The 23,432-nt window shown below is 69.7% G+C and carries 28 protein-coding genes; 25 read left to right on the top strand and 3 right to left on the bottom strand.

What is annotated here, in order from left to right; translation table 11 throughout:
• Positions 1–2 precede the first annotated feature (2 nt).
• From rplP to map, 15 genes are all read left to right on the top strand, one after another.
• A complete protein-coding gene (gene rplP, locus GVL05_RS04845) occupies positions 3–422 on the top strand; it encodes a 50S ribosomal protein L16 (RefSeq protein ID WP_111083465.1) in 420 nt (139 codons plus the stop codon).
• On the top strand, positions 422–742 hold the full coding sequence (gene rpmC / locus GVL05_RS20110) for a 50S ribosomal protein L29 (RefSeq protein ID WP_111083464.1): 321 nt from the start codon (positions 422–424) through the stop codon (positions 740–742). Before rplP ends, rpmC begins: the two co-directional genes overlap by 1 nt.
• A complete protein-coding gene (gene rpsQ, locus GVL05_RS04835) occupies positions 742–1,026 on the top strand; it encodes a 30S ribosomal protein S17 (protein WP_159571788.1) in 285 nt (94 codons plus the stop codon). Before rpmC ends, rpsQ begins: the two co-directional genes overlap by 1 nt.
• A gap of 31 nt (positions 1,027–1,057) precedes the next feature.
• On the top strand, positions 1,058–1,426 hold the full coding sequence (gene rplN, locus GVL05_RS04830; protein ID WP_111083462.1) for a 50S ribosomal protein L14: 369 nt from the start codon (positions 1,058–1,060) through the stop codon (positions 1,424–1,426).
• A gap of 3 nt (positions 1,427–1,429) precedes the next feature.
• Positions 1,430–1,789 (top strand): 50S ribosomal protein L24, encoded by a 360-nt coding sequence (rplX, locus tag GVL05_RS04825; RefSeq protein ID WP_111083461.1) that lies wholly within the window; start codon positions 1,430–1,432, stop codon positions 1,787–1,789.
• Positions 1,789–2,382 (top strand): 50S ribosomal protein L5, encoded by a 594-nt coding sequence (gene rplE / locus GVL05_RS04820; protein WP_111083460.1) that lies wholly within the window; start codon positions 1,789–1,791, stop codon positions 2,380–2,382. The genes rplX and rplE overlap by 1 nt, the downstream gene beginning before the upstream one ends.
• A gap of 153 nt (positions 2,383–2,535) precedes the next feature.
• Positions 2,536–2,934 carry a 30S ribosomal protein S8 gene (gene rpsH / locus GVL05_RS04815; RefSeq protein ID WP_017885519.1) on the top strand — a complete coding sequence of 133 codons (399 nt, stop codon included), beginning with the start codon at positions 2,536–2,538 and terminating at the stop codon, positions 2,932–2,934.
• Between the two features lie 6 nt (positions 2,935–2,940).
• A complete protein-coding gene (gene rplF, locus GVL05_RS04810; protein WP_111083459.1) occupies positions 2,941–3,477 on the top strand; it encodes a 50S ribosomal protein L6 in 537 nt (178 codons plus the stop codon).
• Between the two features lie 2 nt (positions 3,478–3,479).
• Positions 3,480–3,854, top strand: coding sequence for a 50S ribosomal protein L18 (gene rplR / locus GVL05_RS04805; protein ID WP_031259041.1), 375 nt, complete (start codon positions 3,480–3,482; stop codon positions 3,852–3,854).
• Positions 3,851–4,726: a 30S ribosomal protein S5 gene (gene rpsE, locus GVL05_RS04800; protein ID WP_131921062.1), complete on the top strand. Its 876-nt coding sequence runs from the start codon at positions 3,851–3,853 to the stop codon at positions 4,724–4,726. The genes rplR and rpsE overlap by 4 nt, the downstream gene beginning before the upstream one ends.
• Positions 4,726–4,911 carry a 50S ribosomal protein L30 gene (rpmD, locus tag GVL05_RS04795; RefSeq protein ID WP_173168934.1) on the top strand — a complete coding sequence of 62 codons (186 nt, stop codon included), beginning with the start codon at positions 4,726–4,728 and terminating at the stop codon, positions 4,909–4,911. Before rpsE ends, rpmD begins: the two co-directional genes overlap by 1 nt.
• Positions 4,908–5,372 (top strand): 50S ribosomal protein L15, encoded by a 465-nt coding sequence (gene rplO, locus GVL05_RS04790; RefSeq protein WP_027466723.1) that lies wholly within the window; start codon positions 4,908–4,910, stop codon positions 5,370–5,372. The genes rpmD and rplO overlap by 4 nt, the downstream gene beginning before the upstream one ends.
• A 147-nt stretch (positions 5,373–5,519) precedes the next feature.
• Complete coding sequence (gene secY, locus GVL05_RS04785) at positions 5,520–6,842, top strand: preprotein translocase subunit SecY (protein WP_111083457.1); 1,323 nt, start codon at positions 5,520–5,522, stop codon at positions 6,840–6,842.
• Positions 6,839–7,429 (top strand): adenylate kinase, encoded by a 591-nt coding sequence (locus GVL05_RS04780; protein WP_123339470.1) that lies wholly within the window; start codon positions 6,839–6,841, stop codon positions 7,427–7,429. The genes secY and GVL05_RS04780 overlap by 4 nt, the downstream gene beginning before the upstream one ends.
• Before the next feature lie 6 nt (positions 7,430–7,435).
• Positions 7,436–8,269: a type I methionyl aminopeptidase gene (gene map, locus GVL05_RS04775; protein ID WP_159571785.1), complete on the top strand. Its 834-nt coding sequence runs from the start codon at positions 7,436–7,438 to the stop codon at positions 8,267–8,269.
• Between the two features lie 241 nt (positions 8,270–8,510).
• Here the strand turns inward: map and GVL05_RS04770 are convergent, their stop codons facing one another.
• Positions 8,511–9,797, bottom strand: coding sequence for an LCP family protein (locus GVL05_RS04770; protein ID WP_159571782.1), 1,287 nt, complete (start codon positions 9,795–9,797; stop codon positions 8,511–8,513).
• A 294-nt stretch (positions 9,798–10,091) separates the two neighbouring features.
• Between GVL05_RS04770 and infA the strand changes: the two genes are divergently transcribed.
• The 8 genes from infA to GVL05_RS04730 all read left to right on the top strand — a co-directional run bounded on the left by infA (position 10,092) and on the right by GVL05_RS04730 (position 17,812).
• Complete coding sequence (gene infA, locus GVL05_RS04765; RefSeq protein ID WP_017885509.1) at positions 10,092–10,313, top strand: translation initiation factor IF-1; 222 nt, start codon at positions 10,092–10,094, stop codon at positions 10,311–10,313.
• A gap of 70 nt (positions 10,314–10,383) precedes the next feature.
• Positions 10,384–10,500 carry a 50S ribosomal protein L36 gene (gene rpmJ / locus GVL05_RS04760; RefSeq protein ID WP_071276701.1) on the top strand — a complete coding sequence of 39 codons (117 nt, stop codon included), beginning with the start codon at positions 10,384–10,386 and terminating at the stop codon, positions 10,498–10,500.
• A gap of 186 nt (positions 10,501–10,686) precedes the next feature.
• On the top strand, positions 10,687–11,061 hold the full coding sequence (gene rpsM / locus GVL05_RS04755; RefSeq protein WP_058728274.1) for a 30S ribosomal protein S13: 375 nt from the start codon (positions 10,687–10,689) through the stop codon (positions 11,059–11,061).
• Between the two features lie 9 nt (positions 11,062–11,070).
• Positions 11,071–11,469, top strand: coding sequence for a 30S ribosomal protein S11 (gene rpsK, locus GVL05_RS04750; protein WP_017885507.1), 399 nt, complete (start codon positions 11,071–11,073; stop codon positions 11,467–11,469).
• A 190-nt stretch (positions 11,470–11,659) separates the two neighbouring features.
• On the top strand, positions 11,660–12,655 hold the full coding sequence (locus tag GVL05_RS04745) for a DNA-directed RNA polymerase subunit alpha (protein ID WP_071259847.1): 996 nt from the start codon (positions 11,660–11,662) through the stop codon (positions 12,653–12,655).
• Between the two features lie 63 nt (positions 12,656–12,718).
• Entirely contained in the window at positions 12,719–13,288 is a 570-nt protein-coding gene (gene rplQ, locus GVL05_RS04740) for a 50S ribosomal protein L17 (RefSeq protein ID WP_159571779.1), read from the top strand.
• Between the two features lie 157 nt (positions 13,289–13,445).
• Entirely contained in the window at positions 13,446–14,564 is a 1,119-nt protein-coding gene (locus GVL05_RS04735) for a hypothetical protein (RefSeq protein WP_159571776.1), read from the top strand.
• A 41-nt stretch (positions 14,565–14,605) separates the two neighbouring features.
• Positions 14,606–17,812 carry a BTAD domain-containing putative transcriptional regulator gene (locus tag GVL05_RS04730; RefSeq protein ID WP_159571773.1) on the top strand — a complete coding sequence of 1,069 codons (3,207 nt, stop codon included), beginning with the start codon at positions 14,606–14,608 and terminating at the stop codon, positions 17,810–17,812.
• Between the two features lie 10 nt (positions 17,813–17,822).
• On the opposite strand, the gene GVL05_RS04725 is transcribed toward GVL05_RS04730, so the two are convergent.
• Both GVL05_RS04725 and GVL05_RS04720 read right to left on the bottom strand, forming a co-directional pair.
• Positions 17,823–18,656, bottom strand: a complete 834-nt coding sequence (locus GVL05_RS04725; RefSeq protein WP_159571770.1) for an ABC transporter permease — start codon at positions 18,654–18,656, stop codon at positions 17,823–17,825.
• Positions 18,653–19,681, bottom strand: coding sequence for an ATP-binding cassette domain-containing protein (locus GVL05_RS04720; protein ID WP_159571767.1), 1,029 nt, complete (start codon positions 19,679–19,681; stop codon positions 18,653–18,655). The genes GVL05_RS04725 and GVL05_RS04720 overlap by 4 nt, the downstream gene beginning before the upstream one ends.
• 175 nt (positions 19,682–19,856) lie before the next feature.
• Here GVL05_RS04720 and truA point away from each other — a divergent pair, with 175 nt between their 5' ends.
• Together truA and GVL05_RS04710 are read left to right on the top strand one after the other, a co-directional pair.
• The gene (gene truA / locus GVL05_RS04715; RefSeq protein ID WP_235035853.1) at positions 19,857–20,744 is read left to right on the top strand and encodes a tRNA pseudouridine(38-40) synthase TruA; all 888 of its coding nucleotides are present in this window, start codon (positions 19,857–19,859) and stop codon (positions 20,742–20,744) included.
• 81 nt (positions 20,745–20,825) lie between these two features.
• A partial coding sequence (locus GVL05_RS04710) for an ExeM/NucH family extracellular endonuclease (protein WP_159571764.1) occupies positions 20,826–23,432 on the top strand: 2,607 nt, incomplete at its 3' end.

Below are 23,432 nucleotides of genomic sequence, written 5' to 3'. Positions count from 1 at the left end.
CCATGCTTATTCCCCGTCGAGTCAAGCACCGTAAGCAGCACCACCCGAAGCGTTCGGGTCAGGCAACCGGTGGTACCAAGGTCAGCTTCGGCGACTACGGCATCCAGGCCCTCACCCCGGCGTACGTGACCAACCGTCAGATCGAGTCCGCTCGTATCGCCATGACGCGTCACATCAAGCGTGGCGGCAAGGTCTGGATCAACATCTACCCGGACCGCCCGCTCACGAAGAAGCCGGCTGAGACCCGCATGGGTTCCGGTAAGGGCTCGCCCGAGTGGTGGGTCGCCAACGTCAAGCCGGGTCGTGTGCTCTTCGAGCTCTCCGGCGTCACCGAGGACATCGCCCGTGAGGCGCTGACCCGTGCAATCCACAAGCTGCCCCTCAAGGCACGCATCATCAAGCGCGAGGAGGGCGACGCATAATGGCGATCGGTTCCAAGGAGCTCCGTCCGACGGAGCTCGACACGTTCGAGAACGAGCGTCTCGCTGACGAGCTGAAGAAGGCCAAGGAGGAACTCTTCAACCTCCGCTTCCAGTCGGCCACCGGCCAGCTGGAGAGCCACGGTCGTCTCCGTGCCGTCAAGCGCGACATCGCTCGCATCTACACCGTCCTCCGCGAGCGCGAGCTCGGCATCCGTGCCACTCCCGCGCCCGTCGAGACCGCCACCAAGGCCAAGAAGACGACGAAGAAGGCTGACAAGCCGGCTGAGTCGACCGAGGCCGAGACCGCCGAGGAGAAGTAATGGCGAACGAAGAGAAGACCTCCGCCGCCCTCTCTCGCGGCTACCGCAAGACGCGTCGCGGCTACGTGACTAGCGACAAGATGGACAAGACCATCGTGGTCGAGGTCGAGGACCGCGTGAAGCACGCGCTCTACGGCAAGATCATCCGTCGCACGTCCAAGGTGAAGGCCCACGACGAGCTCGGCACCGCTGGTGTCGGCGACCTCGTCGTGATCAGCGAGACCCGTCCCCTCAGCGCTTCCAAGCGCTGGCGCCTGGTCGAGATCCTCGAGAAGGCCAAGTAGGCCTCGGCCTGCTTCGGAATAGGAGACAGCAGTGATTCAGCAGGAATCCCGCCTGAAGATCGCCGACAACACGGGTGCCAAGGAGATCTTGACCATCCGCGTGCTCGGTGGTTCGGGTCGTCGCTACGCCGGTCTCGGTGACGTCATCGTCGCCACGGTGAAGGACGCCATCCCCGGCGGCAACGTGAAGAAGGGTGACGTCGTCAAGGCAGTCATCGTTCGCACCAAGAAGGAGACCCGTCGTCAGGACGGCTCCTACATCAAGTTCGACGAGAACGCGGCAGTGATCCTCAAGGCCGACGGCGACCCGCGCGGCACGCGCATCTTCGGTCCGGTCGGTCGCGAGCTCCGTGACAAGAAGTTCATGAAGATCATCTCGCTCGCGCCGGAGGTGCTGTAAGCCATGGCGAACATCAAGAAGGGTGACCTCGTCCAGGTCATCACGGGCGCGACGCAGGAGCGTGGCGGCGACCGTGGCAAGCAGGGCAAGGTCATCGAGGTCCTCAAGGACAAGCAGCGCGTCGTCGTCGAGGGCGTGAACTTCGTCACGAAGCACGTCCGCGTCGGCCAGACGCAGCGCGGCTCGAAGACGGGTGGCATCGAGAAGCACGAAGCCTCGATCCACGTGTCCAACGTCGCTCTCGTCGACCCGAAGACGAAGAAGCCGACCCGCGTCGGCTTCCGTACCGAAGAGGTGGAGAAGGGCGGGGTCAAGAAGACCGTCCGTGTCCGCTACGCCAAGAAGTCAGGTGAAACGCTCTGATGACTGACACGACTGCAACGACTGAGGCCCCCAAGGCCCAGCCGCGCCTCAAGCAGAAGTACAAGGACGAGATCAAGGCCACGCTCACCGAGCAGTTCGGCTACGCGAACGTCAACCAGGTCCCCGGCCTGGTCAAGGTCGTCGTGAACACCGGTGTCGGCGAGGCCGCTCGCGACTCGAAGATCATCGAGGGGGCCATCAAGGACCTCACGGCGATCACGGGTCAGAAGCCCCAGGTCAACATCGCTCGCAAGTCCATCGCGCAGTTCAAGCTGCGCGAGGGTCAGGCGATCGGTGCGCACGTCACCCTCCGTGGTGACCGCGCCTGGGAGTTCCTCGACCGCCTGATCTCCCTCGCACTGCCCCGCATCCGCGACTTCCGCGGTCTCAGCGACAAGCAGTTCGACGGGAACGGCAACTACACGTTCGGTCTCTCGGAGCAGTCCGTGTTCCACGAGATCGACCAGGACCGCATCGACCGTGTCCGCGGCTTCGACATCACTGTCGTCACCACCGCGAAGACGGACGACGAGGGACGCGCGCTGCTCCGTCAGCTCGGCTTCCCGTTCCGCTCCAACGAGCAGACGGTCTAAACTACTTCGGGCGGTGCGGGCCGGAGGATTCACGTCCTCCGGCCCGCACGCACGAACACACCGATCCTGGGGAACCGCCCCGGGATCACTCGATCGCTCAGGTCGGCATTCGTGGAACGGGTGTCGAAACCAGGCGAGAAATGGACGAACATCATGACGATGACCGATCCGGTCGCAGACATGCTGACCAGATTGCGGAACGCGAACTCCGCGCACCACGACGCCGTCGCGCTCCCGAGCTCCAAGCTCAAGAAGAACATCGCCGACATCCTCAAGCGTGAGGGCTACATCAGCGAGTGGAAGGTGGAGGACGCCCGAGTCGGGCAGACCCTCACCATCGACCTGAAGTACGGCCCCGAGCGCGAGCGTTCGATCGCCGGCATCAAGCGCGTGTCGAAGCCGGGCCTCCGGGTCTACGCGAAGTCGACGGAGATCCCCCAGGTCCTCGGTGGCCTCGGCGTGGCGATCCTCTCGACCTCGTCCGGCCTGCTGACCGACCGCGAAGCCGAGCAGAAGGGCGTGGGTGGGGAAGTCCTCGCCTACGTGTGGTGATCGACAATGTCACGAATCGGACGTCTTCCCATCGACATCCCCGCCGGCGTGACCGTCTCCGTTGACGGTCAGAGCGTGGCGGTCAAGGGCCCGAAGGGCGAGCTCGCGCTCGTCATCGCGGAGCCCATCCAGGCCAAGGTCGAGGAGAACCAGGTTCTCGTCACCCGTCCGGACGACGAGCGCGAGTCGCGTTCGCTCCACGGCCTGACCCGTACCCTCATCGCCAACAACATCATCGGCGTGACCCAGGGCTACACCAAGGGCCTCGAGGTCGTCGGCACCGGTTACCGCGTGCAGGCGAAGGGCTCGAACCTCGAGTTCGCGCTCGGGTACTCCCACTCGATCACGGTCGAGCCGCCCGCGGGCATCAGCTTCGCGGTCGAGGGCAACAACAAGGTCACGGTCGCCGGCATCGACAAGCAGGCAGTCGGCGAAGTGGCGGCGAACATCCGGAAGCTCCGGAAGCCCGAGCCGTACAAGGGCAAGGGTGTCCGTTACGCCGGCGAGAACGTGCGCCGCAAGGCCGGAAAGTCAGGTAAGTGATCATGGGACTCCTCAAGACACGAGGCAAGAGCAAGGCGGCCGCCAAGGCGCGTCGTCACAACCGTCTCCGCAAGAAGATCACCGGCACCGAGGCTCGTCCCCGTCTCGCCGTCACCCGCTCGTCGCGTCACGTGTTCGTGCAGGTCATCGACGACGCGAAGGGTCACACCCTCGCAAGCGCCTCGACGATGGAGGCAGACCTCCGCTCGTTCGACGGCGACAAGACCGCCAAGGCCCGTCGCGTCGGTGAGCTCCTCGCCGAGCGCGCGAAGTCGGCTGGCGTCGAGGCCGTGGTCTTCGACCGCGGTGGCAGCAAGTACGCCGGTCGCGTCGCCGCGATCGCCGATGGTGCCCGTGAAGGAGGGCTGAACCTGTGAGCGACAACGCGAACACCAACGAAGACGCCAAGACCGAGGCCGCCGAGGCCACGGACGCCGTCGAGACCACCGAGGCGAGCACGGAGGCCCCCGAGGCCACCGAAGCGACCGCTGAGGGCACCGAGGCAACTGCTGAGGGCACCGAGGCAGCCGCTGAGGGCACCGACACCGCCGCGAAGGGCAAGGAGGCGGAGGCACCTGCCGTCGCCGAGCGTCCCGTCGAGACCGCTGCCGGTTCCGCATCGAACAACCGCGACTCGGCTGACAACCGTGGCCGTCGTGGTGGCGGTCGTGACCGTCAGCAGGGTCGCGACCGCAACAACCGCGGTGGCGACAGCCAGTTCCTCGAGCGCGTGGTGACCATCAACCGCGTGTCGAAGGTCGTCAAGGGTGGTCGTCGCTTCAGCTTCACGGCGCTCGTCGTCGTGGGTGACGGCAACGGCCTCGTGGGCGTCGGCTACGGCAAGGCCAAGGAGGTCCCCACGGCGATCTCCAAGGGTGTCGAAGAGGCGAAGAAGAACTTCTTCCGCGTCCCCCGCGTCGGCAACACCATCCCGCACCCCGTGCAGGGTGAAGCCGCTGCTGGCGTCGTCCTCCTGCGTCCGGCTGGCCCGGGTACCGGTGTCATCGCCGGTGGTCCCGTCCGCGCCGTGCTCGAGTGCGCCGGCATCCACGACGTCCTGAGCAAGTCGCTCGGTTCGTCGAACACCATCAACATCGTGCACGCGACCGTCGAGGCTCTGAAGCAGCTCGAGGAGCCCCGCGCCGTCGCGAGCCGTCGTGGCCTCGACGTCGAGCGGGTCGTCCCGGCTCGTCTGCTCCAGGCTGAGGCCGCAGCACTGCGTGCCGCGACCGAGAAGGCAGGTGCGTGATGGCGACGCTGAAGATCACGCAGATCAAGTCCGTTATCAGCGAGAAGCAGTACCAGCGCGACACGCTCCGCAGCCTGGGTCTCAAGCGCATCGGCCGTACGGTCGAGCGTGAGGACAACGCCCAGAACCGCGGGTACATCGCAACGGTGGCGCACCTCGTGAAGGTCGAGGAGGTCGACGCATGAGCGACGAGAAGAACGAGCGCGTGCAGGTGCTGAAGCTGCACCACCTCCGCCCCGCAGAGGGCGCCAAGAAGGACCGCACCCGTGTGGGTCGCGGTGAGGGCTCGAAGGGCAAGACCGCTGGGCGTGGTACCAAGGGCACGAAGGCCCGTTACCAGGTCCGGGTCGGCTTCGAGGGTGGGCAGATGCCGCTGCACATGCGCACCCCGAAGCTCCGCGGGTTCAAGAACCCGTTCCGGGTCGAGTACCAGGTCGTGAACCTGGACAAGATCTCGGAGCTCTACCCCGATGGTGGCGACGTCACCGTTGCGGGCCTGGTCGCCAAGGGCGCCGTCCGCAAGAACGAGAAGGTCAAGGTTCTCGGTCAGGGTGACATCACCGTGAAGATCACGGTCACGGTCGACAAGGTCTCGGCGTCCGCCGCCGAGAAGATCGTGGCTGCTGGCGGCACCGTCTCCCAGTAACCCCCGTCGGCGGCCCGTGCGTTTGCGCACGGGCCGCCGTTACGGTTTCCTTGACAGTGGCCGGCATCCGCCAGCCTGGTCGGCCCTGCCGACCGACACCGGAACGGCCGCGATCGACGGCCCCGGTCCCAGAAGTTCGGAGTCCTCGTGTTCAGAGCGGTCGCGCGCATCATGCGCACCCCTGATCTTCGCAAGAAGATCGGCTTCACCCTCGCGATCATCGCGCTGTTCCGCCTCGGGTCGTACATCCCGGCACCGTTCGTCGACTACGCGGCCGTGCAGAGCTGTCTCGCCAGCGCCTCGTCGTCCGGCGGTCTCTACGACCTGATCAACCTGTTCTCCGGCGGCGCGCTGCTGAAGCTCTCGGTCTTCGCGCTCGGCATCATGCCGTACATCACGTCGTCGATCATCGTGCAGCTCCTGCGCGTGGTCATCCCGCACTTCGACTCCCTCTACAAGGAGGGCCAGTCCGGTCAGGCGAAGCTGACGCAGTACACGCGCTACCTCACGATCGCGCTGGGCGTGCTGCAGTCCACCACCCTGATCACGGTCGCCCGCTCGGGTGCCCTCTTCGGCACGAACGCGTCGTCCTCCTGCTCGTCGATCATCTCGAACGACAGCTGGTACGCGATCATGCTCATGGTCGTCACGCTGACCGCCGGTACCGGCCTCATCATGTGGATGGGCGAGCTCGTCACCGAGCGCGGCATCGGCAACGGCATGTCGCTCCTCATCTTCACGTCGATCGCGGCGCAGTTCCCGTCGGCGCTCTGGGCCATCGAGCAGTCGCAGTCGTTCGAGCTCTTCCTGTTCGTCATCCTGGTCGGACTGGTCATCATGATGGCCGTCGTGTTCGTCGAGCAGTCGCAGCGGCGGATCCCGGTCCAGTACGCCAAGCGCATGGTCGGCCGACGCACGTACGGCGGCAACAACACGTACATCCCGATCAAGGTGAACATGGCCGGCGTCGTGCCCGTCATCTTCGCGTCGTCGCTGCTGTACCTGCCGGCTCTGGTCGCGCAGTTCAACAAGCCCTCCGACGGCTCCGAGCCCGCGGCGTGGGTCACCTGGATCGAGAACAACCTCGTCTCCGGCGACAACCTGTTCTACATGGTGCTGTACTTCCTGCTCATCGTCGGGTTCACGTACTTCTACGTGGCGATCACCTTCAACCCTGAAGAGGTCGCCGACAACATGAAGAAGTACGGCGGGTTCATCCCCGGCATCCGTGCCGGTCGTCCGACCGCCGAGTACCTCGACTACGTCCTCACCCGGGTGACGCTGCCCGGCTCGCTCTACCTCGGTTTCATCGCGCTCATCCCGCTGGCAGCACTGGCGCTGTTCGGCGCGAACCAGAACTTCCCGTTCGGTGGCGCGAGCATCCTGATCATCGTGGGTGTCGGTCTCGAGACCGTGAAGCAGATCGACTCGCAGCTGCAGCAGCGTCACTACGAAGGGCTTCTCCGTTGAGCGCACGTCTCATCATCGTCGGACCCCCCGGAGCGGGGAAGGGCACCCAGGCCGGACGGATCGCCGAGTCCTTCGGGATCCCGGCGGTCTCGACGGGCGACATCTTCCGCAAGAACGTCGCAGAGGGCACGCCGCTCGGTGTGCAGGCCAAGGCGATCATGGACGCCGGCGACTACGTGCCGGACTCCCTGACGAACGAGCTCGTGAAGTCGCGCCTGAACGAGGCCGACGCAGCCGAGGGGTTCCTGCTCGACGGGTACCCCCGCACGGTCGGGCAGGTCGAGTACCTCGACGCGCTGCTCGCCGAGCAGGGCACCGGGATCGACGCGGTCGTGCAGCTCGTCGCCGACCAGGACGAGCTCGTCGGCCGGTTGCTCAAGCGTGCCGAGCAGCAGGGCCGCAGTGACGACAACGAGGAGACGATCCGTCGTCGCCAGCAGGTCTACACCGAGCAGACCGCCCCGATCGTCGGCGCCTACGGCGAGCGCGGTCTCGTCCTCGACGTCGACGGCCTCGGCGCGATCGACGAGGTCGGCGACCGCATCCAGGCCGCGCTGTCGGCTCGCGGGCTCACCGCGGGCGTCTGACCCGGCGTGGTCCGCTTCCGCAAGCCCTCGATCTACAAGACGCCGGACGAGCTCCGCGCCATGGTGCGACCCGGGCTGCTGACCGCCGAGGCGCTCGACGCCGTGCGTGCGGCGATCCGTCCCGGCATCACGACCGGTGAGCTCGACGCGATCGCCGAGCGGACGATCCGGGCCGGCGGCGGGATCCCGAACTTCCAGCTCGTGCCGGGCTACCGGCACACGCTGTGCGTGTCCGTGAACGACGAGATCGTGCACGGCATCCCCGGTGACCGCCTGCTCGCTCCCGGTGACATCGTGTCGGTGGACGCCGGTGCCGAGGTCGACGGCTGGAACGGCGACAGCGCGTTCACCACGGTCGTCCCCGGTGGTGACGCCGAGGTGTCCGCGGCGCGCCAGACCCTCTGCGACACCACGGAGCGATCGCTCTGGCACGGCATCGCGGCGCTCGCCCACGCGAAGAACCTGCACGAGGTCGGTTCCGCGGTCGAGGACGCGATCGACGAGACCGGCGCCTGGGGCATCGTCGAGGACTACACGGGGCACGGCATCGGTCGCTCCATGCACGAGGACCCGCCGGTCTTCAACTACCGCGTCCGCGGTGCCGGTCCGGCGGTGAAGCCCGGCCTGGTGGTGGCCATCGAGCCGATGGTCACCGCGGGCACGATCGACAGCTCGACGGACGACGACGACTGGACCGTCCGCACGATGGACGGCGGGGATGCCGCGCACTGGGAGCACAGCGTCGCGGTGCACGCCGACGGCGTGTGGGTCCTGACGGCCGCCGACGGCGGCGCTGCGGGCCTGGCCCCGCTGGGCGTGACGCCCGTCCCGATCCCGTAGGACGGGCCTCCAGTCCGACACGCCACTACCGGCCGCACACCCCGACCGGGAGGCTCGGCGCAGCTCCGTCCCGCAGCGCGCGCTCGGCGGTCCCACGTCCACGGCCGCGCGAGACGCCGTCGTCGTGCGGAGACGCCGGCAAGACGCCGAGGCGCCGGCAAGACGCCGAGACGCCGTCGGATCCGGCGGCGTCTCGTGCGTTCGGGGGTGTCGTGCCAGGACGACGGCGTCTGGGGTGCGGTCAGTTGCCGACGGAGCAGGTCTGCTCGGAGGCGCTCTGCCCGGTGATCGACGACGGCAGCGGTGTCGATGTCGCCGTGCTCGTGGCCGACGAGCTCGGTGCGGACGACGTGCCCGACGATGCGCCGCTCGACGCGGGCGACGACGCCGTGTCGGACGGCGTGGTGCCGGTCGACGGTGCGGTCGTCGCGGTGCCCCCGGCGGTCGGTGACTCCTCGGAGGCGCGCCCGGTGCTCGAGTCGCTCAGCGAGGACTTCACGTCGTTCTGCAGCGCCACGTTGAGCGTGTGGGCGGTCTCCTGGTCGACGATCACCCGCGCGCTGTCGTCGGGGTCGTCGGCGACGGGGTACTGCACGAAGAGCATGTTGGCGGTGCTCATGCCGCGCAGTGCGGAGGCGAGGCCGACGAGGGTGCGGGTCTGGGCCAGGCCGTCGGACAGCGTCATGTTCGACAGGGCCGCGCCGGCGAGCTTGTAGAGCGTGATGGGGTTCGACAGGGTGCCGTCGGAGGTGACCTTGCGGAGCAGCGCCGACAGGAACACCTGCTGCGAGCTGATCCGGGCCAGGTCGCTGCCGTCGCCGACGCCGTGGCGGGTGCGCAGGAACGCGAGGGCGTCGGAGCCCTCGAGGTTGTGCGAGCCGGCGGTGAGGTGCAGACCGGTGAAGGTGTCGTCGATGGGCTCCGCGACGCAGACGTCGACGCCGCCCAGCGCGTTCGACATCTCGATCACGCCGTCGAAGGTGACGAGCCCGGCGTAGGGGATGCTCAGGCCGGTGAGGTTCTCGACGGTGTCGACGACGCACGAGACGCCACCGTTGCCGAGCGCCGTGTTGAACATGGCGGAGGTCGAGGCCGGGTAGGTCGTCCCGCTCGCGGGGTTGGTGCAGGCCGGGATCGGGACCATCAGGTCGCGGGGGAAGCTGACCGCGGTGAGCTGCTGGTGGTCCTCGGAGATGTGGATGAGCATCGTGACGTCGTTGCGGGCGCCCTCGACGTCCTCGTCGGAGTCGAACTGTCCGACGCGGGTGTCGCTGCCGATGAGCAGGATGTTCGCCCCGCCCTTGATCGCCGTGATGTCGGCGGTCTTCGCGGTGCTCTGGTCGTCGGTGCTGAGCTGCACGGTCTGCGGTGCGGTGGCCAGCTGGGCGCCGGCGATGGCGGCGACGCTCGTCCCGCTCACGAGCACGACGGCCAGCGCCGAGGCCACGACGGTCACGAGTGTGGTCCAGCCGCGACGGCGGGCCTGCTTGCCGTGTGCGGCGAAGGGGCGTCGTGTGGCGTCGGGCACGTGGTCTCCGTTCGGTGGTCCGCGCAGGGTACGTGGGCGGCGGACGTGGCTGCGGAGCAACGCTACGGTCCGGGCACAAGCTCCGGCCCGGAGCACGCCGTCAAACCACTGTGGAACACTCAGGCGTGCTCGCGGAAGCCCCAGGTGAGGGGGCGTGCCGCGCCTGCACTTGGCAATTGCGGGTTTACCACATAAGATCGATCTTTGGTGTGTCATGCCCTCTCGGGTGTGGCGACCGACCCGCAGACCGGTTCGGGGATCACACCTGTTCCACAACCAAGCGACAGTGAGGCTATGGCCAAGAAAGACGGCGTCATCGAGATCGAAGGCTCGGTGCTCGAAGCTCTGCCCAACGCGATGTTCCGCGTTGAGCTGACGAACGGACACAAGGTCCTCGCGCACATCTCCGGGAAGATGCGCCAGCACTACATCCGCATCCTCCCCGAGGACCGCGTGATCGTGGAGCTGAGCCCGTACGACCTGACCCGCGGCCGGATCGTCTACCGCTACAAGTGATCCGCGAGCTGGAAAGGAACGGCTCGGCAATCCTGCCGCGCACGAAGCCAGCGAGCACGAGGAAAGAACAATGAAGGTCAACCCCAGCGTCAAGCCCATGTGCGAGCACTGCCGAGTGATCCGCCGCAAGGGCCGCGTCATGGTGATCTGCAAGAGCAACCCGCGTCACAAGCAGCGCCAGGGCTAGTCCCGGGCGCGTGACCGGCGCCGACGCTGTCCCTCGGACAGCAGGCTGCTCGAGCACGACCCACAACTGAAGATCGACAACGCAGTACCAGAACCCGGTCGCACGACGGCCGGGGGACACCTCGGGTCGGAGGCCCGGGCACCGGTACTGCTCCACACCTCCATCGACAACAGGAGCAGCCATCACATGGCACGTCTAGCAGGCGTCGACATCCCGCGCGAGAAGCGCGTGGAGATCGCACTCACGTACATCTACGGCGTCGGCCGTACCCGCGCGGTCCAGGCACTCGCCGAGACCGGTATCTCCGGTGACATCCGCGTCAAGGACCTGACCGACGACCAGCTCGTCGCCCTCCGTGACTTCATCGAGGGCAACTTCAAGGTGGAGGGTGACCTCCGCCGCGAGGTGGCAGCCGACATCCGTCGCAAGGTCGAGATCGGTAGCTACGAGGGTCTTCGCCACCGTCGTGGTCTCCCGGTGCGCGGTCAGCGCACCAAGACCAACGCGCGTACCCGCAAGGGACCGAAGCGCACCGTGGCAGGCAAGAAGAAGGCTCGATAGGAGACCCCGATGGCTACCCCCAAGACTGCCGCGCGCAAGCCGCGCCGCAAGGAGAAGAAGAACGTCGCAGTGGGCCAGGCCCACATCAAGAGCACGTTCAACAACACGATCGTCAGCATCACCGACCCGTCGGGTGCCGTCCTCAGCTGGGCGTCCTCGGGTGCCGTGGGCTTCAAGGGTTCGCGCAAGTCGACGCCGTTCGCGGCGCAGCTCGCCGCCGAGTCCGCTGCGCGTCAGGCGCAGGAGCACGGCGTCAAGAAGGTCGACGTCTTCGTGAAGGGTCCGGGTTCGGGCCGCGAGACCGCGATCCGTTCGCTCCAGGCCGCTGGCCTCGAGGTCGGTTCGATCAACGACGTCACTCCGCAGGCGCACAACGGTTGCCGCCCGCCGAAGCGTCGTCGCGTCTGACGCGAGGAGCAACCGGCCGCGCCCTGCTCGTCCCCTGACGGGGTCGGGCAGGGCCCGCGGCCATTCCTGGTCGTTCGATCGCGCACATCGGTGCGCGTGATCACAACTCAACAGACCCGTCGGGGCCCACGCGGCCCCGTCGTACCGCCAAGTGTCATATAGCGGACACTTCGCCGAAAGGAATCCCACAGTGCTCATTGCACAGCGCCCCACCCTGACCGAGGAGTCGATCTCCGAGCACCGCTCGCGCTTCGTCATCGAGCCGCTCGAGCCGGGCTTCGGTTACACCCTCGGCAACTCGCTGCGCCGCACGCTCCTCTCCTCGATCCCCGGCGCGGCTGTCACCAGCATCCGCATCGACGGTGTCCTCCACGAATTCAGCACCGTTCCCGGTGTGAAGGAAGACGTCACCGAGATCATCCTCAACATCAAGAGCCTCGTCGTCTCCAGCGAGCACGACGAGCCGATCACCGCGTACCTGCGCAAGCAGGGTGCCGGTCAGGTCACCGCAGCGGACATCTCCGCTCCGGCCGGCGTCGAGATCCACAACCCGGAACTCGTCATCGCGACCCTGAACGACACCGCGCGGTTCGAGCTCGAGCTCACGATCGAGCGCGGCCGCGGCTACGTCTCGGCCACGCAGAACCGTTCCGAGTTCTCCGAGGCCGGTCAGATCCCGATCGACTCGATCTACTCGCCGGTCCTCAAGGTCACCTACCGCGTCGAGGCGACGCGTGCCGGTGAGCGCACGGACTTCGACCGCCTGGTCGTCGACGTCGAGTCGAAGCCGGCGATCACGCCGCGCGACGCCATCGCGTCGGCCGGTCGCACGCTGGTCGAGCTGTTCGGGCTCGCTCGCGAGCTCAACACGGCCGCAGAGGGCATCGAGATCGGCCCCGCGCCGGTCGACGCTGTCCTGTCGAACGAGCTGCAGACCCCGATCGAGGACCTCGACCTGTCGGTCCGCAGCTACAACTGCCTGAAGCGCGAGGGCATCAACACGGTGTCCGAGCTCGTCGCCCTGTCGGAGACGCAGCTCATGAACATCCGCAACTTCGGTCAGAAGTCGGTGGACGAGGTCAAGGACAAGCTCACCGAGCTCGGCCTGTCCCTCAAGGACACCGTCCCCGGATTCGACGGCGCCCACTTCTACAGCGGGTACGACGAGGACGAGTCCAACAACTGATCTCGCGCTCACGCGCAAGCGCGCTGACACCGCGCGCACCACTTTCACCACTGGAGAACTGACATGCCGAAGCCCACCAAGGGCCCCCGCCTCGGTGGCGGTCCCGCTCACGAGCGCCTGCTCCTGAGCAACCTCGCCAACGCCCTCTTCACGCACGGCCGCATCACGACCACCGAGACGAAGGCCAAGCGCCTCCGTCCGGTCGCCGAGCGGCTCATCACGTTCGCGAAGCGCGGCGACCTGCACGCTCGTCGTCGGGTCATCGCGACCCTGCGCGACAAGTCCGTCGTGCACACGCTGTTCACGGAGATCGCCCCGCAGGTCGAGGACCGTCAGGGCGGTTACACCCGCATCACGAAGCTCGGCTTCCGCAAGGGCGACAACGCCCCGCTGGCGTCGATCGAGCTCGTCCTCGAGCCGGTGTCGGGCACGCCCGCCCCGGTGAAGCGCACCGCGGCTCCGGCCCCCGCCGCTCCGGTCGAGGAGCCGGCTGCCGACGAGACCACCGAGGAGGCCCCGGTCGAGGCGACCGAGACCACCGAGGAGTCCGCGCCGGTCGAGTCGGAGACCGAGACCGAGGCTGCCGCCGAGGTCGAGGCCGACGCCGCCGAGAAGAGCGACGACACCAAGTAGGACCCCGCGTCACCACGAAGCCCCCGCGACCCAGGTCGCGGGGGCTTCGTCGCGTTCGGGAGCGCTACCCCTGCTCCCCGACGTCCGGAGAACGCAGGACCGTCGCCTTCCCAGTGGGCGCCCCGTAGCGTGTCCGCCCGACAGGGAGAGTCACCACATGGAGTTCCAACACATCGCGGGCGTCGGTCGCCGCGCGTGGCGGTGGAGCCGCACGTCCGGCACACAGCCGCGACTGCTGCACGCAGCCAAGGCCGCCGGCGCCGCGGCACTGGCCTGGTTCATCGCCAGGCACGTGCCCGGGGTCGCGTCCGACTACCCGTACTACGCACCGCTCGGGGCGATCGTCGCGATGCAGACGACGGTCTACGCGGGGCTGCGCAACGGCATCCAGACGCTCGTCGGCATCCTGCTCGGCATCGCCGTCGCGGGCTTCACGATGCTCGTGGGCGACCCGGGGATCCTCGCCGTGGCCCTGGCGGTCGGCGTCGGCGTACTCGTCGGCGGGTTCCGGGTGCTCGGCGAGGGCAGCACCTGGGTCTCGACGGCGGCGTTGTTCGTGCTGCTCGTCGGCGGGGCGAACGCCGAGGGCTACTCGTTCGGGTACCTGGTGCAGATGGGCGTCGGCGTCGTCGTCGGCCTGCTCGTGAACTTCCTGGTGTTCCCGCCGCTGCACTTCTGGGACGCCGAACGTCGGATCGACGAGGTGAACGCCGTGTTGGCCGAGCACCTCGAGGGGCTCGCCCGCGTGCTGGAGACCGGCAAACGCGACGAGGACGCCTGGAACCGGCAGCAGGACAAGCTCGACCGTGCGATCGCCGATGTGCGCGCGCGGGTGTCCGTCGCCCACGAGAGCCGGAAGATCAACCCCCGCGGGGCGCTCCGCGGGTCACGGGCTCGGCTCCAGCAGGACGGAGCACGCTTCCGGGCGCTCGAACGGGTCGCCTGGTACACGACGGACCTCACCGAGCTCGTCGCCCGGTCGGGTCCGGTGTCCGCGAACATCGGGCGTCCCGACCCCGCGTTCACCGAGCCCCTCACGGAGGCGCTCCGCCAGCTCGCGTGCATGATCCGCGGGGAGTGCCCCGAGGACGAAGGCGACAAGGCGATCGAGCGACTCGAGCAGGCGCTCGACGCTTCGCGCGAGAACCCCTCGCACGTCGCGGTGACGGCGTCCGCGCTCGTGGCGCTCCGCGGCATCGTGGAGTCCGAGCGCCGTGCGACGGACAACCTCGACACCCGCACGGGGCCGTCAGCGTTCCGCCGTCCGCGCGGCTGACGCGAGGACCCCGTGACACCGGCGCTCCGTAGACTCGCACCGTGACCGTCCCGCCCCGAATCAACGTCCTCGGACCGGTCACGGTGACGGGTGCGGACGGCCGGCAGTCGCCGGTGCCCGGTGCGCTCGCTCGGGCGTTCCTGACGGCGCTGGTGCTCGCGCGCGGCCACGCCCTGACCACCGAGTCCCTGATCGACGACCTCTGGCCGGACGTGCAGCCGCGGGGTGCCCGTGCAGCGCTGCAGACGCTCGTGTCCCGACTGCGCCGGAGCGTGGCGGACGGCCTCGTGGAGTCGACGAGCACCGGGTACGCGTTGGGCGGCGACCCCGAGGACGTCGACCTCGCCCGTGCCGAACATGCGGTGGGCGAGGCGGAGCCGGCAGCGGTCCGTGCGGCCCTCGACCTCTGGCGTGGTGACCCGGGCGCCGACGTCGACGGCGACCTGGGCGCGGCACTCGCGGACCGAGCGGCAGCGCTCCGGCGGACACTCCGACGCGCGCTCGGCGGTGCACTGCTCGACGAGGGCGACGCCGACGAGGCCGCCGCACTCTGGGCAGCAGAGGCCGTCGCCAACCCCTACGACGAGGTCGCGGTCGCCGGTTCGATGCGTGCCCTCGCCGCGGCCGGCCGCACGAGCGAGGCCATCGCCGCCTTCGCGGCGCACCGTGACCGGCTCGCCGACGAACTCGGCGCCGACCCCTCGGCCGACCTGGTCCGCCTCAACGCCGAGTTGCTGCGTCGGTCCGGCCCCGCCACGGGCAGCGTCCGCCGCGTCGGCCTGCGTGCTGCGCCGAACACGTTGGTCGGGAGGGAGGCCGACCTCGCCGCCGTCTCGGACCTGCTGTCCGCCGGACGGCTGGTCACGATCCTCGGTGCGGGTGGGCTGGGGAAGACCCGCCTCGCGCAGGCGGTCGCCGCCGGCCTGCCGCCGACACAGGGCGTCGTCGTGTTCGAGCTCGCGCCGCTCGCCACGGCTGACGACATCGTGCCGGCCCTCGGCGCGCTGCTCGGGATCGCCGAGTTCCGCTCCACCAGGTCGCTCCGGGACGCCGTCGCGGCCGACCTGCGCACCCGGGTCGTGCGGGCGCTCGCCGACGGGCCGACCGTGCTCGTCCTGGACAACTGCGAACACCTGGTTGCCGAGGTCGCCGCCTTCGCCGCGGACCTGCTCGCGACCGTGCCCGAGCTGCGGATCCTGACGACGTCACGCGCGCCGCTCGCCATCGCCGGCGAGGTCGTGGCTCCCCTCGCGCCCCTGCCCGTCGAGGCCGACGGGGCAGCCGTCCGGCTGTTCACCGAGCGGGCGCGGGCCGCACGACCCGGAGCCGTGCTGCCGGTGGACGCGGTGCGCCGGATCTGCACGCGGCTCGACGGGTCACCGCTGGCCATCGAGCTCGCGGCCGCACGCATCCGGGGGATGAGCGCCGACGAGATCGAGCGCCGGCTGGACGACCGGTTCGCGCTGCTGCGCGGCGGCGACCGGAGCGCCCCGGAGCGGCACCGCACCCTGCTCGCCGTGATCGAGTGGAGCTGGCGCCTGCTCGACGACGGGGCCCAGGACCTGTTGACCCGGCTGGCGCTCTTCCCGGACGGACTCGCGGTCGACGCCGTCGAGGCCGTCGCCGCCCCGGACCGCCGGGCCGACGCGCTCGACGACCTCGCCGAGCTCGTGGAGCAGTCGCTCGTGCAGCTCGTCGAGCACGAGGGCGAGCCCGTGCGGTACCGGCTGCTCGAGACCGTGCGGGAGTTCGGTGCCGCCCGGCTGGGGGACCGCGGCGCCACCGAGGCCGTCCGAGCGGCCATGATCGGCTGGGGCCGTGGGTTCGCGGCCGAGCGCAACCTCCTCACCATCACGGGTTCCGCCCAGCTCGAGCGGTTCCGCGAGGTCGCCCGCGAATCCGACAACCTCGTCACGCTGCTCCGCTGGAGCCTGGCGGCCGACGACACCGCGGCGGTCGCGCACCTGTTCGCGGCCCTCGGCGGCTACTGGTCGCTGCGCGGTGCCCACGGTGAGGTCGTCGCACTCGGCCCCGAGGTCGTCCCGGTCCTGCGCCGTACCGGACCGGCGACCGAGGACCGTGCCGCGACCGTGCTCGGACTCGTCGTCACCGGCGGGTCGTCCGCGTTCAGCGACAAGCGCACCGCAGCCCTGGCCGTGTCGACCCTGCGCCGCGTGATGCGCGACGGCACCACCGGGTTCGCGGTGCTCGACGCCCAGGCAGCGCTGCTCCTCACCCTGGGGCGACCGGCCGACGGGTACGCCCTGCTCGCCCGCTACCGCGACGACCCGGAGCCCGGGGTCGCCTGCCTGGCGAACATGCTCAGCGCGCCGCTCGCCGAGAACGACGGGGAGTCCGCCGTCGCCCTGCGGTACGCGACCCGCGCCGAGACGCTCTCGCGGTCGAGCGACGACGCCTGGACCACCGGGTCGATCGCCGTCACCATGACCCAGCTCCTGGCGCAGACCGGCCGGCACGCCGACGCACTGCGGTCCGCCGAGGTCGCCCGCGAGCAGCTCGAACGGTTCGGGGCCGACGACGACCTGTACGAGATCGGCTGGACCGTCGGCCTCTGCGCCGCGAGCACCGGCGACGTCGTGCGTGCCCGGCAGGTCGCCGACGACCTGCAGCACCGGCCGGTCGAGGCCCGCGGCGGGTTCGACGAGGACCGGGTGCAGATCGGCGTGCTCGCGATGGCCATCGGTGCGGAGTGCTCGCGCTGGGAAGGAGCCCTCGACGACGCTGCGGCGGAGTACACCCGCGCCTGGGACTCCGTGCTGCCCCTGCGGAAGCAGACGCCGCACTGGACGCTCATGGCGGGCTCGGCGCGGATCGCGGCGCGGGACGAGGCGGCGGTGCACCGGACCGACGGAGCCGCGCCGGGCCTCCCGGTCGACGACGTGGCGGTCGCGAGACGCCTGCGCGTCGGTGCGCTCGTGATGCTGCGCGTCCACCCGTGGTGGCTGGACCTGCCCGTGATCGGGACCGCCCTGCTCGGCCTGGCGCTCGCCGCCGCCCGTGACGGACAGCCGGAGCACGCCGCTCGCTGCTGGGGGCTGGCGACCCGACTCGGTTCGCGGCAGGACTTCGGCGTGCTCGCGCACCCACGGATGCGGTCGGTGCTGGCCGACGCCCTCGGCGACGCGGTGCTGGCGGACGCCGAGACGGCCTCGGCCGGATCGAACCGGACCGAGGCCGTCTCGCAGGCGCGGCTCCTGCTCGAGGAGCTGCGGTTCCGCGCGCGCTGATCCGCGCCCGTCAGGCCTTCCGCATGTACGCGCGGACCGTCAGCGGCGCGAACACCGCGACCACGACCGCTGCGCCGAGCAGGCTGATCCAGAGGTCGACGCCCACCGTGCCGTGGTTCACGAGCTCGCGGACCGCCGTGATGAGGTGCGAGATCGGGTTCACCTCGGAGAACCAGCGCAGCCAGTCCGGCAGGGTGTCCGCCGGCACGAACGCGTTCGACAGGAACGTCAGCGGGAACAGCACCATGTTGGAGATGCCGGAGACGCTCGACGCCGTCCGCGCGACGACGCCGAAGTAGGCGAAGATCCAGCTGATCGCCCACGCGACGACGATGACCAGCAACCCGGCCAGGACGACCGCACCGAACCCGCCGGCGGGACGCAGACCCATGATGATGCCGACCGTGAAGGTGATCGTCGTGGCGATCGCGTACCGGACGGTGTCGGCGAGCAGCGCACCCGCGAGCGGGGCGATCCGGGCGATGGGCAGGGACTTGAAGCGGTCGAAGACGCCCTTGTCCATGTCCTCGCGCAGCTGCACGCCCGTGACGATCGACGACGTGATGTTCGTCTGCACCAGGATGCCGGGGATGATGATCGGCAGGTAGCTCGCGACGTCACCCGCGATCGCACCACCGAAGATGTACGTGAACATCACGGTGAAGATGATCGGCATCAGGGTGACGTCGAACAGCTGCTCGGGAGTGCGCCGGACCTTGATCAGCCCGCGGTACGCCATCGTGAGCGACTGCCGGACGGTGGCGCCGAGGCCGGTCACACCGACGCCGGGGCGCGGGGTGATCCGGGGAGCAGCGGTGCCCGTGGTGCTGGTGAGGGTGGTCATGCGATGCTCCCTGCGAGTTCGCGGTCGGTGCTGTCGTTGTCGTCGTCGGTGCCGTCGTCGTCGGTGCCGTCGTCTTCGGTGGTCGCCGGTGCGCCGGTGATCGTCAGGAAGACCTCGTCGAGGGTGGGCTTCTGCACGCTCATCTCGGCGAGGGTGATGCCGGCCTCGCGGAACGACACCAGCAGGTCCGTCACGCGGTCGGGGTCCGACATCGGTGCGGTGAGACGCGAGCCCTCGGGGCTGGCCACCGCGTCGACACCGAGGGTGTTCCGGACGATCGTGCGCGCGGCGTCGAGCCGGAGCGCATCGGTCAGGCGGAGCTGCAGCGACGAACTGCCGATCGAGGCCTTCAGCTCGTCGCTCGTGCCCTCGGCGACGACCTTGCCGTGGTCGATGACCGCGATGCGGTCGGCGAGCTGGTCCGCCTCGTCCAGGTACTGCGTCGTCAGCAGCACCGTCGAACCCGTCGCCACGAGCTCGCGGATGGTGTCCCACATCTGCGCACGGGTGCGGGGGTCGAGCCCCGTCGTCGGCTCGTCGAGGAAGATCAGCGGCGGCTGCGCGATGAGGCTCGCAGCCAGGTCGAGCCGGCGACGCATGCCACCGGAGAAGCCCTTGAGCGGGCGTGACGCGGCCTCGGTCAGCCCGAAGCGTTCGAGCAGTTCCACGGCCTTCCGCTTCGCGTCCGCGCGGGACAGCCCGAGCAGGCGCGCGAAGATCACCAGGTTCTCGGTCGCGCTGAGCGTCTCGTCGACGCTGGCGTACTGACCGGTCACCCCGATCAGGGTGCGGACCGTCTGCGCCTCGCGCCGGACGTCGTGCCCGAAGATCCGGGCCTCGCCGCCGTCCGCCTTGAGCAGGGTCGCGAGCATGGAGATGGTGGTGGTCTTGCCGGCGCCGTTGGGACCGAGCACGCCGTAGACCGTGCCGGCCTCCACACGGAGGTCGACACCGTCCACTGCGCGGTTCGTCCCGAAGGTCTTCACGAGGCCGGAGGCCTCCACCGCGAGCGGTGTCGTGGTCATCGAAATGTCCTTTCGTCGATGTCGAGGACGATGGTGCCGCGGGGCGCTCACGCGGCACTGACGTGGCGCTGACACCGGTGGACAGCGCGCGTCAGCGGCGCAGCGGCCTTCGGTTGTGCAGACGGGTGTCCGCCGACTGCCGGGAGGCGCGGTGCGGCCCCGGTACGGTGGTCGCGTGGACGAGACGGCGGGCCCGCAGAGCGGCGGCGAGGTTGCCGGGATCCGGCTGCGGCTGGACATCGCGTACGACGGGGCCGCGTTCTCCGGGTGGGCCCGGCAGCCCGGGCTGCGGACCGTGCAGGGCGCGCTCGAGGCCGCCCTCGCCACCGTCTTCACCCGGTGGGGCGAGCCGCCACTGCTCACCGTCGCCGGACGCACCGACGCCGGCGTGCACGCCACCGGGCAGGTCGCCCACCTCGACCTGTCCGCCGAGCAGTGGGACGCGCTCAGCGCCAAACGCGGCACGGGGCGCTCGCCGCTGGACGGGCTCGTCAAACGCGTGAACGGCATCGCGGCACCCGAGGGCGACGTCGTCGTCACCCGGGCGTCGGTCGCGCCGGACGGGTTCGACGCCCGGTTCTCGCCGCTCTGGCGACGGTACGAGTACCGGATCGCGGACGCCGACGCCCCGCGCGATCCACGTCGGCGCGGGCACACGGTCTGGCACGGGGCGAGCCTCGACCCGGCAGCGATGGAGCGCGGTGCGCTGACGCTGTTGGGGCTGCACGACTTCGCGACGTTCTGCAAGCCGCGCGAGGGCGCGACGACCATCCGGACGCTGCAGGAGTTCCGCTGGGACCGCGAGCCGGACGGCGTGCTGGTGGCGCGCCTCCAGGCCGATGCGTTCTGCCACTCCATGGTGCGCGCGATGGTGGGGGCGACCATCGCCGTCGGCGAGGGGCGGTTCGGGCCGGAACGGCTCGAGGAGCTCCGCGTCGCCGAGACGCGGACGAGCGCGTTCAAGACCGCTCCGGCGAAGGGGCTGACGCTGACCGAGGTGGGGTACCCGGCCGACGAGGAGCTCGCGGGGCGGGCGGAGCAGACGCGGGCGCGGCGGGAGTGAACGCCCGGTGCTGATGTTGCCGAACGCAATCATTCACCTGCGCGAAACCTGAGGGACTCCGCAGGTCGGTAGCGTGCGGGCATGCCCAACTCCCTCGGGCGCACTCTGCTGTGCGCCACGGCTGCCGCGACACTCCTCGCGGCCCCGCTCGTCACCGTCACCGCAGCGACCGCGAACCCCGAGGGGAGTGGCCTCGTCATCGAGGAGGCCTACCTGAAGGCGGGCAGCAACGGCGCCTTCTACAACCAGAAGTTCATCGAGATCGGCAACCCGACCGACGCCCCGGTGTCGCTCGACGGCTGGTCGCTGCAGTACCGCTCGGCGACGAGCACCGGCGCCTTCTCGACGAGCGCGCTCGAGGGGACGGTGCCGGCCGCGGGCACGTTCCTGGTGTCGATGGCCGGCAACGGCGGCGCCACCCCGGTCGGAGCGGACCTGCCGACGGCGGACGACACCGCCTCGCTGAACCCCTCCGGAACCACGGGCACGCTCGTGCTGTCCGACGCCTCCACGCCGGTGGCGCTCGCCGCGGGTCCCGTGACGACCGGCACCGCTGGCGTCGTCGACCTGCTCGGCTACGGCGCCTCGAACACCTTCGAGCGCACCGTGCGCACCGTCGAGGGGGCGAACGCCGTGCCGAACGGCCTGGTCCGCCAGGGCACGAAGGACACCGACGACAACGGCGCGGACTTCTCGGTGACGACGACCCTGACCCCGCGGAACGCCGCGGGTGAGACGGCTGCGCCGACCGACCCGACCGAGCCCACCGACCCGACCGACCCGACGGAGCCGACGGACCCCGGCGCCCCCGCCGAGGCCGTGACCATCGCCCAGCTGCAGGGCTCCACGGACACCTCGCCCTACGCCGGCAAGACCGTCACCACCGACGGTGTCGTCACCGCGGTGTACGCGTCCGGCGGCTTCAACGGCTACACGATCCAGACGCCGGGGACCGGCGGCGCGATCGACTTCGGCACCCACACCGCGTCCGACGCCGTCTTCGTCTTCTCGTCCGCGACCGCCGGGCTGGTGGCCGAGGGCGACCACGTGCGGGTCACCGGTGCGGTCTCCGAGTACTTCGGCCTGACCGAGCTGACGGTGTCGGGGGCATCCTCGCTCGAAAAGCTCAGCGACGCCGTCGTCGCTCCGCAGCCCGCCGCGGTCGCGTTCCCGTCGTCGGACGCGCAGCGCGAGTCGCTCGAGAGCATGCTCATCGCCCCGCAGGGCTCCTTCACGGTCGCCGACAACTACACGACGAACCAGTACGGCGAGGTCGTGCTCGCCAGCGGCGCCGGCCGGCTCGTCCAGCCGACCGAGGTCGGTCGTCCGGGCAGCGCCGAGGCGACGGCCGCCGCGGCGTCCAACGCCGCGCGCAAGGTCACGCTCGACGACGGTGCCAGCACCAACTTCCTGACGAAGGCCAACCAGGGCATCCCGGTGTCCTGGCTCACCCAGGGCCCGGTCACCGTCGGTGCGACCGCCACGTTCGAGGGTCCGGTCGTCCTCGACTACCGCAACAGCGGGTGGAAGTTCCAGCCGACCGCGCCGATCACCGGTGCGACCCCGGCGGCGGACCTGCCCGCGTCGTTCTCGAACGTGCGCCAGGCGAAGCCGCAGGACGTCGGCGGCGACCTCAAGCTCGCCGGGTTCAACGTGCTGAACTACTTCCCGACCACGGGTGACCAGCTCACCGGCTGCTCGTACTACACCGACCGTGCGGGCGACCCCGTCACGGTGAACTCCGGCTGCGACGCCCGCGGTGCTGCCGAGGAAGAGGACTTCCTGCGCCAGCAGGTCAAGATCGTCAAGGCGATCAACGGCCTCGGTGCCGACGTCGTCTCGCTCGAGGAGATCGAGAACTCGGCGCGCTTCGGCCAGGACCGGGACGCCGCGGTCGCCACGCTCGTCGACGCCCTGAACGCCGCCACCGGCGAGGACACCTGGGCCTACGCGAAGTCGCCCGCGACCGTCCCGGCGAGCGAGGACGTCATCCGCCTCGCGCTCATCTACAAGCAGGACCGCGTCGAACCCGTCGGTGCGTCGACGATCCTGCTCGACGACGCCTTCACGAACGCCCGGCAGCCCGTCGCGGACGCGTTCCGCCCCGTCGGCGGCACCGCGGACGACGACTTCCTGGTGATCGCGAACCACTTCAAGTCGAAGGGCTCCGGCACCGGCGAGAACGCCGACCAGGGTGACGGCCAGGGCGCCTCGAACGCCGACCGGGTGCGGCAGGCCAAGGCCCTCGTGACCTTCTCCGCCGACATGCAGGCGCAGTACGGCACCGACAAGGTGTTCATGCTCGGCGACTTCAACGCCTACAGCAAGGAGGACCCGGTGGTCGTCCTCGACGACGCCGGCTACACCGACCTCGGCCCGGCGCTCGACGCCACCGAGTACTCGTACGTGTTCTCCGGCTTGAGTGGCTCGCTGGACCACGTGTTCGCGTCGAAGGCCGCGCTCGAGACGGTCACGGGCGTGGACATCTGGAACATCAACTCGGTCGAGTCGGTGGGTCTGGAGTACAGCCGCTACAACTACAACGCGTCGGACCTGTACACCGACGACGTGTTCCGCGCGAGCGACCACGACCCGATCCTGGTCGGGTTCGACCTCGACGCTGCCGGCACGGACCCCGGGACCGACCCGACTCCGGTGCCGACCCCGACCCCGACGCCGGGTGACGGC

The sequence above is a fragment of the Curtobacterium sp. 18060 genome (assembly GCF_902706105.1).
GTDB lineage: Bacteria > Actinomycetota > Actinomycetes > Actinomycetales > Microbacteriaceae > Curtobacterium.
Note: the sequence above shows the minus strand (reverse complement) of the source record. Positions and strands in the feature narration are given on the sequence as shown.

What these genes read in the sequence shown, in the direction of transcription:
- rpsK (WP_017885507.1), top strand. Translation starts at nt 11,071, where the DNA reads ATGGCTACCCCCAAGACTGCCGCGCGCAAGCCGCGCCGCAAGGAGAAG.
- GVL05_RS04725 (WP_159571770.1), bottom strand. Translation starts at nt 18,656, where the DNA reads ATGACCACCCTCACCAGCACCACGGGCACCGCTGCTCCCCGGATCACC.
- rpsQ (WP_159571788.1), top strand. Translation starts at nt 742, where the DNA reads ATGGCGAACGAAGAGAAGACCTCCGCCGCCCTCTCTCGCGGCTACCGC.
- rplF (WP_111083459.1), top strand. Translation starts at nt 2,941, where the DNA reads ATGTCACGAATCGGACGTCTTCCCATCGACATCCCCGCCGGCGTGACC.
- rpsH (WP_017885519.1), top strand. Translation starts at nt 2,536, where the DNA reads ATGACGATGACCGATCCGGTCGCAGACATGCTGACCAGATTGCGGAAC.
- rplR (WP_031259041.1), top strand. Translation starts at nt 3,480, where the DNA reads ATGGGACTCCTCAAGACACGAGGCAAGAGCAAGGCGGCCGCCAAGGCG.
- rpmJ (WP_071276701.1), top strand. Translation starts at nt 10,384, where the DNA reads ATGAAGGTCAACCCCAGCGTCAAGCCCATGTGCGAGCACTGCCGAGTG.
- rplE (WP_111083460.1), top strand. Translation starts at nt 1,789, where the DNA reads ATGACTGACACGACTGCAACGACTGAGGCCCCCAAGGCCCAGCCGCGC.
- rplP (WP_111083465.1), top strand. Translation starts at nt 3, where the DNA reads ATGCTTATTCCCCGTCGAGTCAAGCACCGTAAGCAGCACCACCCGAAG.
- GVL05_RS04735 (WP_159571776.1), top strand. Translation starts at nt 13,446, where the DNA reads ATGGAGTTCCAACACATCGCGGGCGTCGGTCGCCGCGCGTGGCGGTGG.
- rpsM (WP_058728274.1), top strand. Translation starts at nt 10,687, where the DNA reads ATGGCACGTCTAGCAGGCGTCGACATCCCGCGCGAGAAGCGCGTGGAG.
- rplO (WP_027466723.1), top strand. Translation starts at nt 4,908, where the DNA reads ATGAGCGACGAGAAGAACGAGCGCGTGCAGGTGCTGAAGCTGCACCAC.
- rpmD (WP_173168934.1), top strand. Translation starts at nt 4,726, where the DNA reads ATGGCGACGCTGAAGATCACGCAGATCAAGTCCGTTATCAGCGAGAAG.
- GVL05_RS04720 (WP_159571767.1), bottom strand. Translation starts at nt 19,681, where the DNA reads ATGACCACGACACCGCTCGCGGTGGAGGCCTCCGGCCTCGTGAAGACC.
- rpmC (WP_111083464.1), top strand. Translation starts at nt 422, where the DNA reads ATGGCGATCGGTTCCAAGGAGCTCCGTCCGACGGAGCTCGACACGTTC.
- rplX (WP_111083461.1), top strand. Translation starts at nt 1,430, where the DNA reads ATGGCGAACATCAAGAAGGGTGACCTCGTCCAGGTCATCACGGGCGCG.
- rplQ (WP_159571779.1), top strand. Translation starts at nt 12,719, where the DNA reads ATGCCGAAGCCCACCAAGGGCCCCCGCCTCGGTGGCGGTCCCGCTCAC.
- infA (WP_017885509.1), top strand. Translation starts at nt 10,092, where the DNA reads ATGGCCAAGAAAGACGGCGTCATCGAGATCGAAGGCTCGGTGCTCGAA.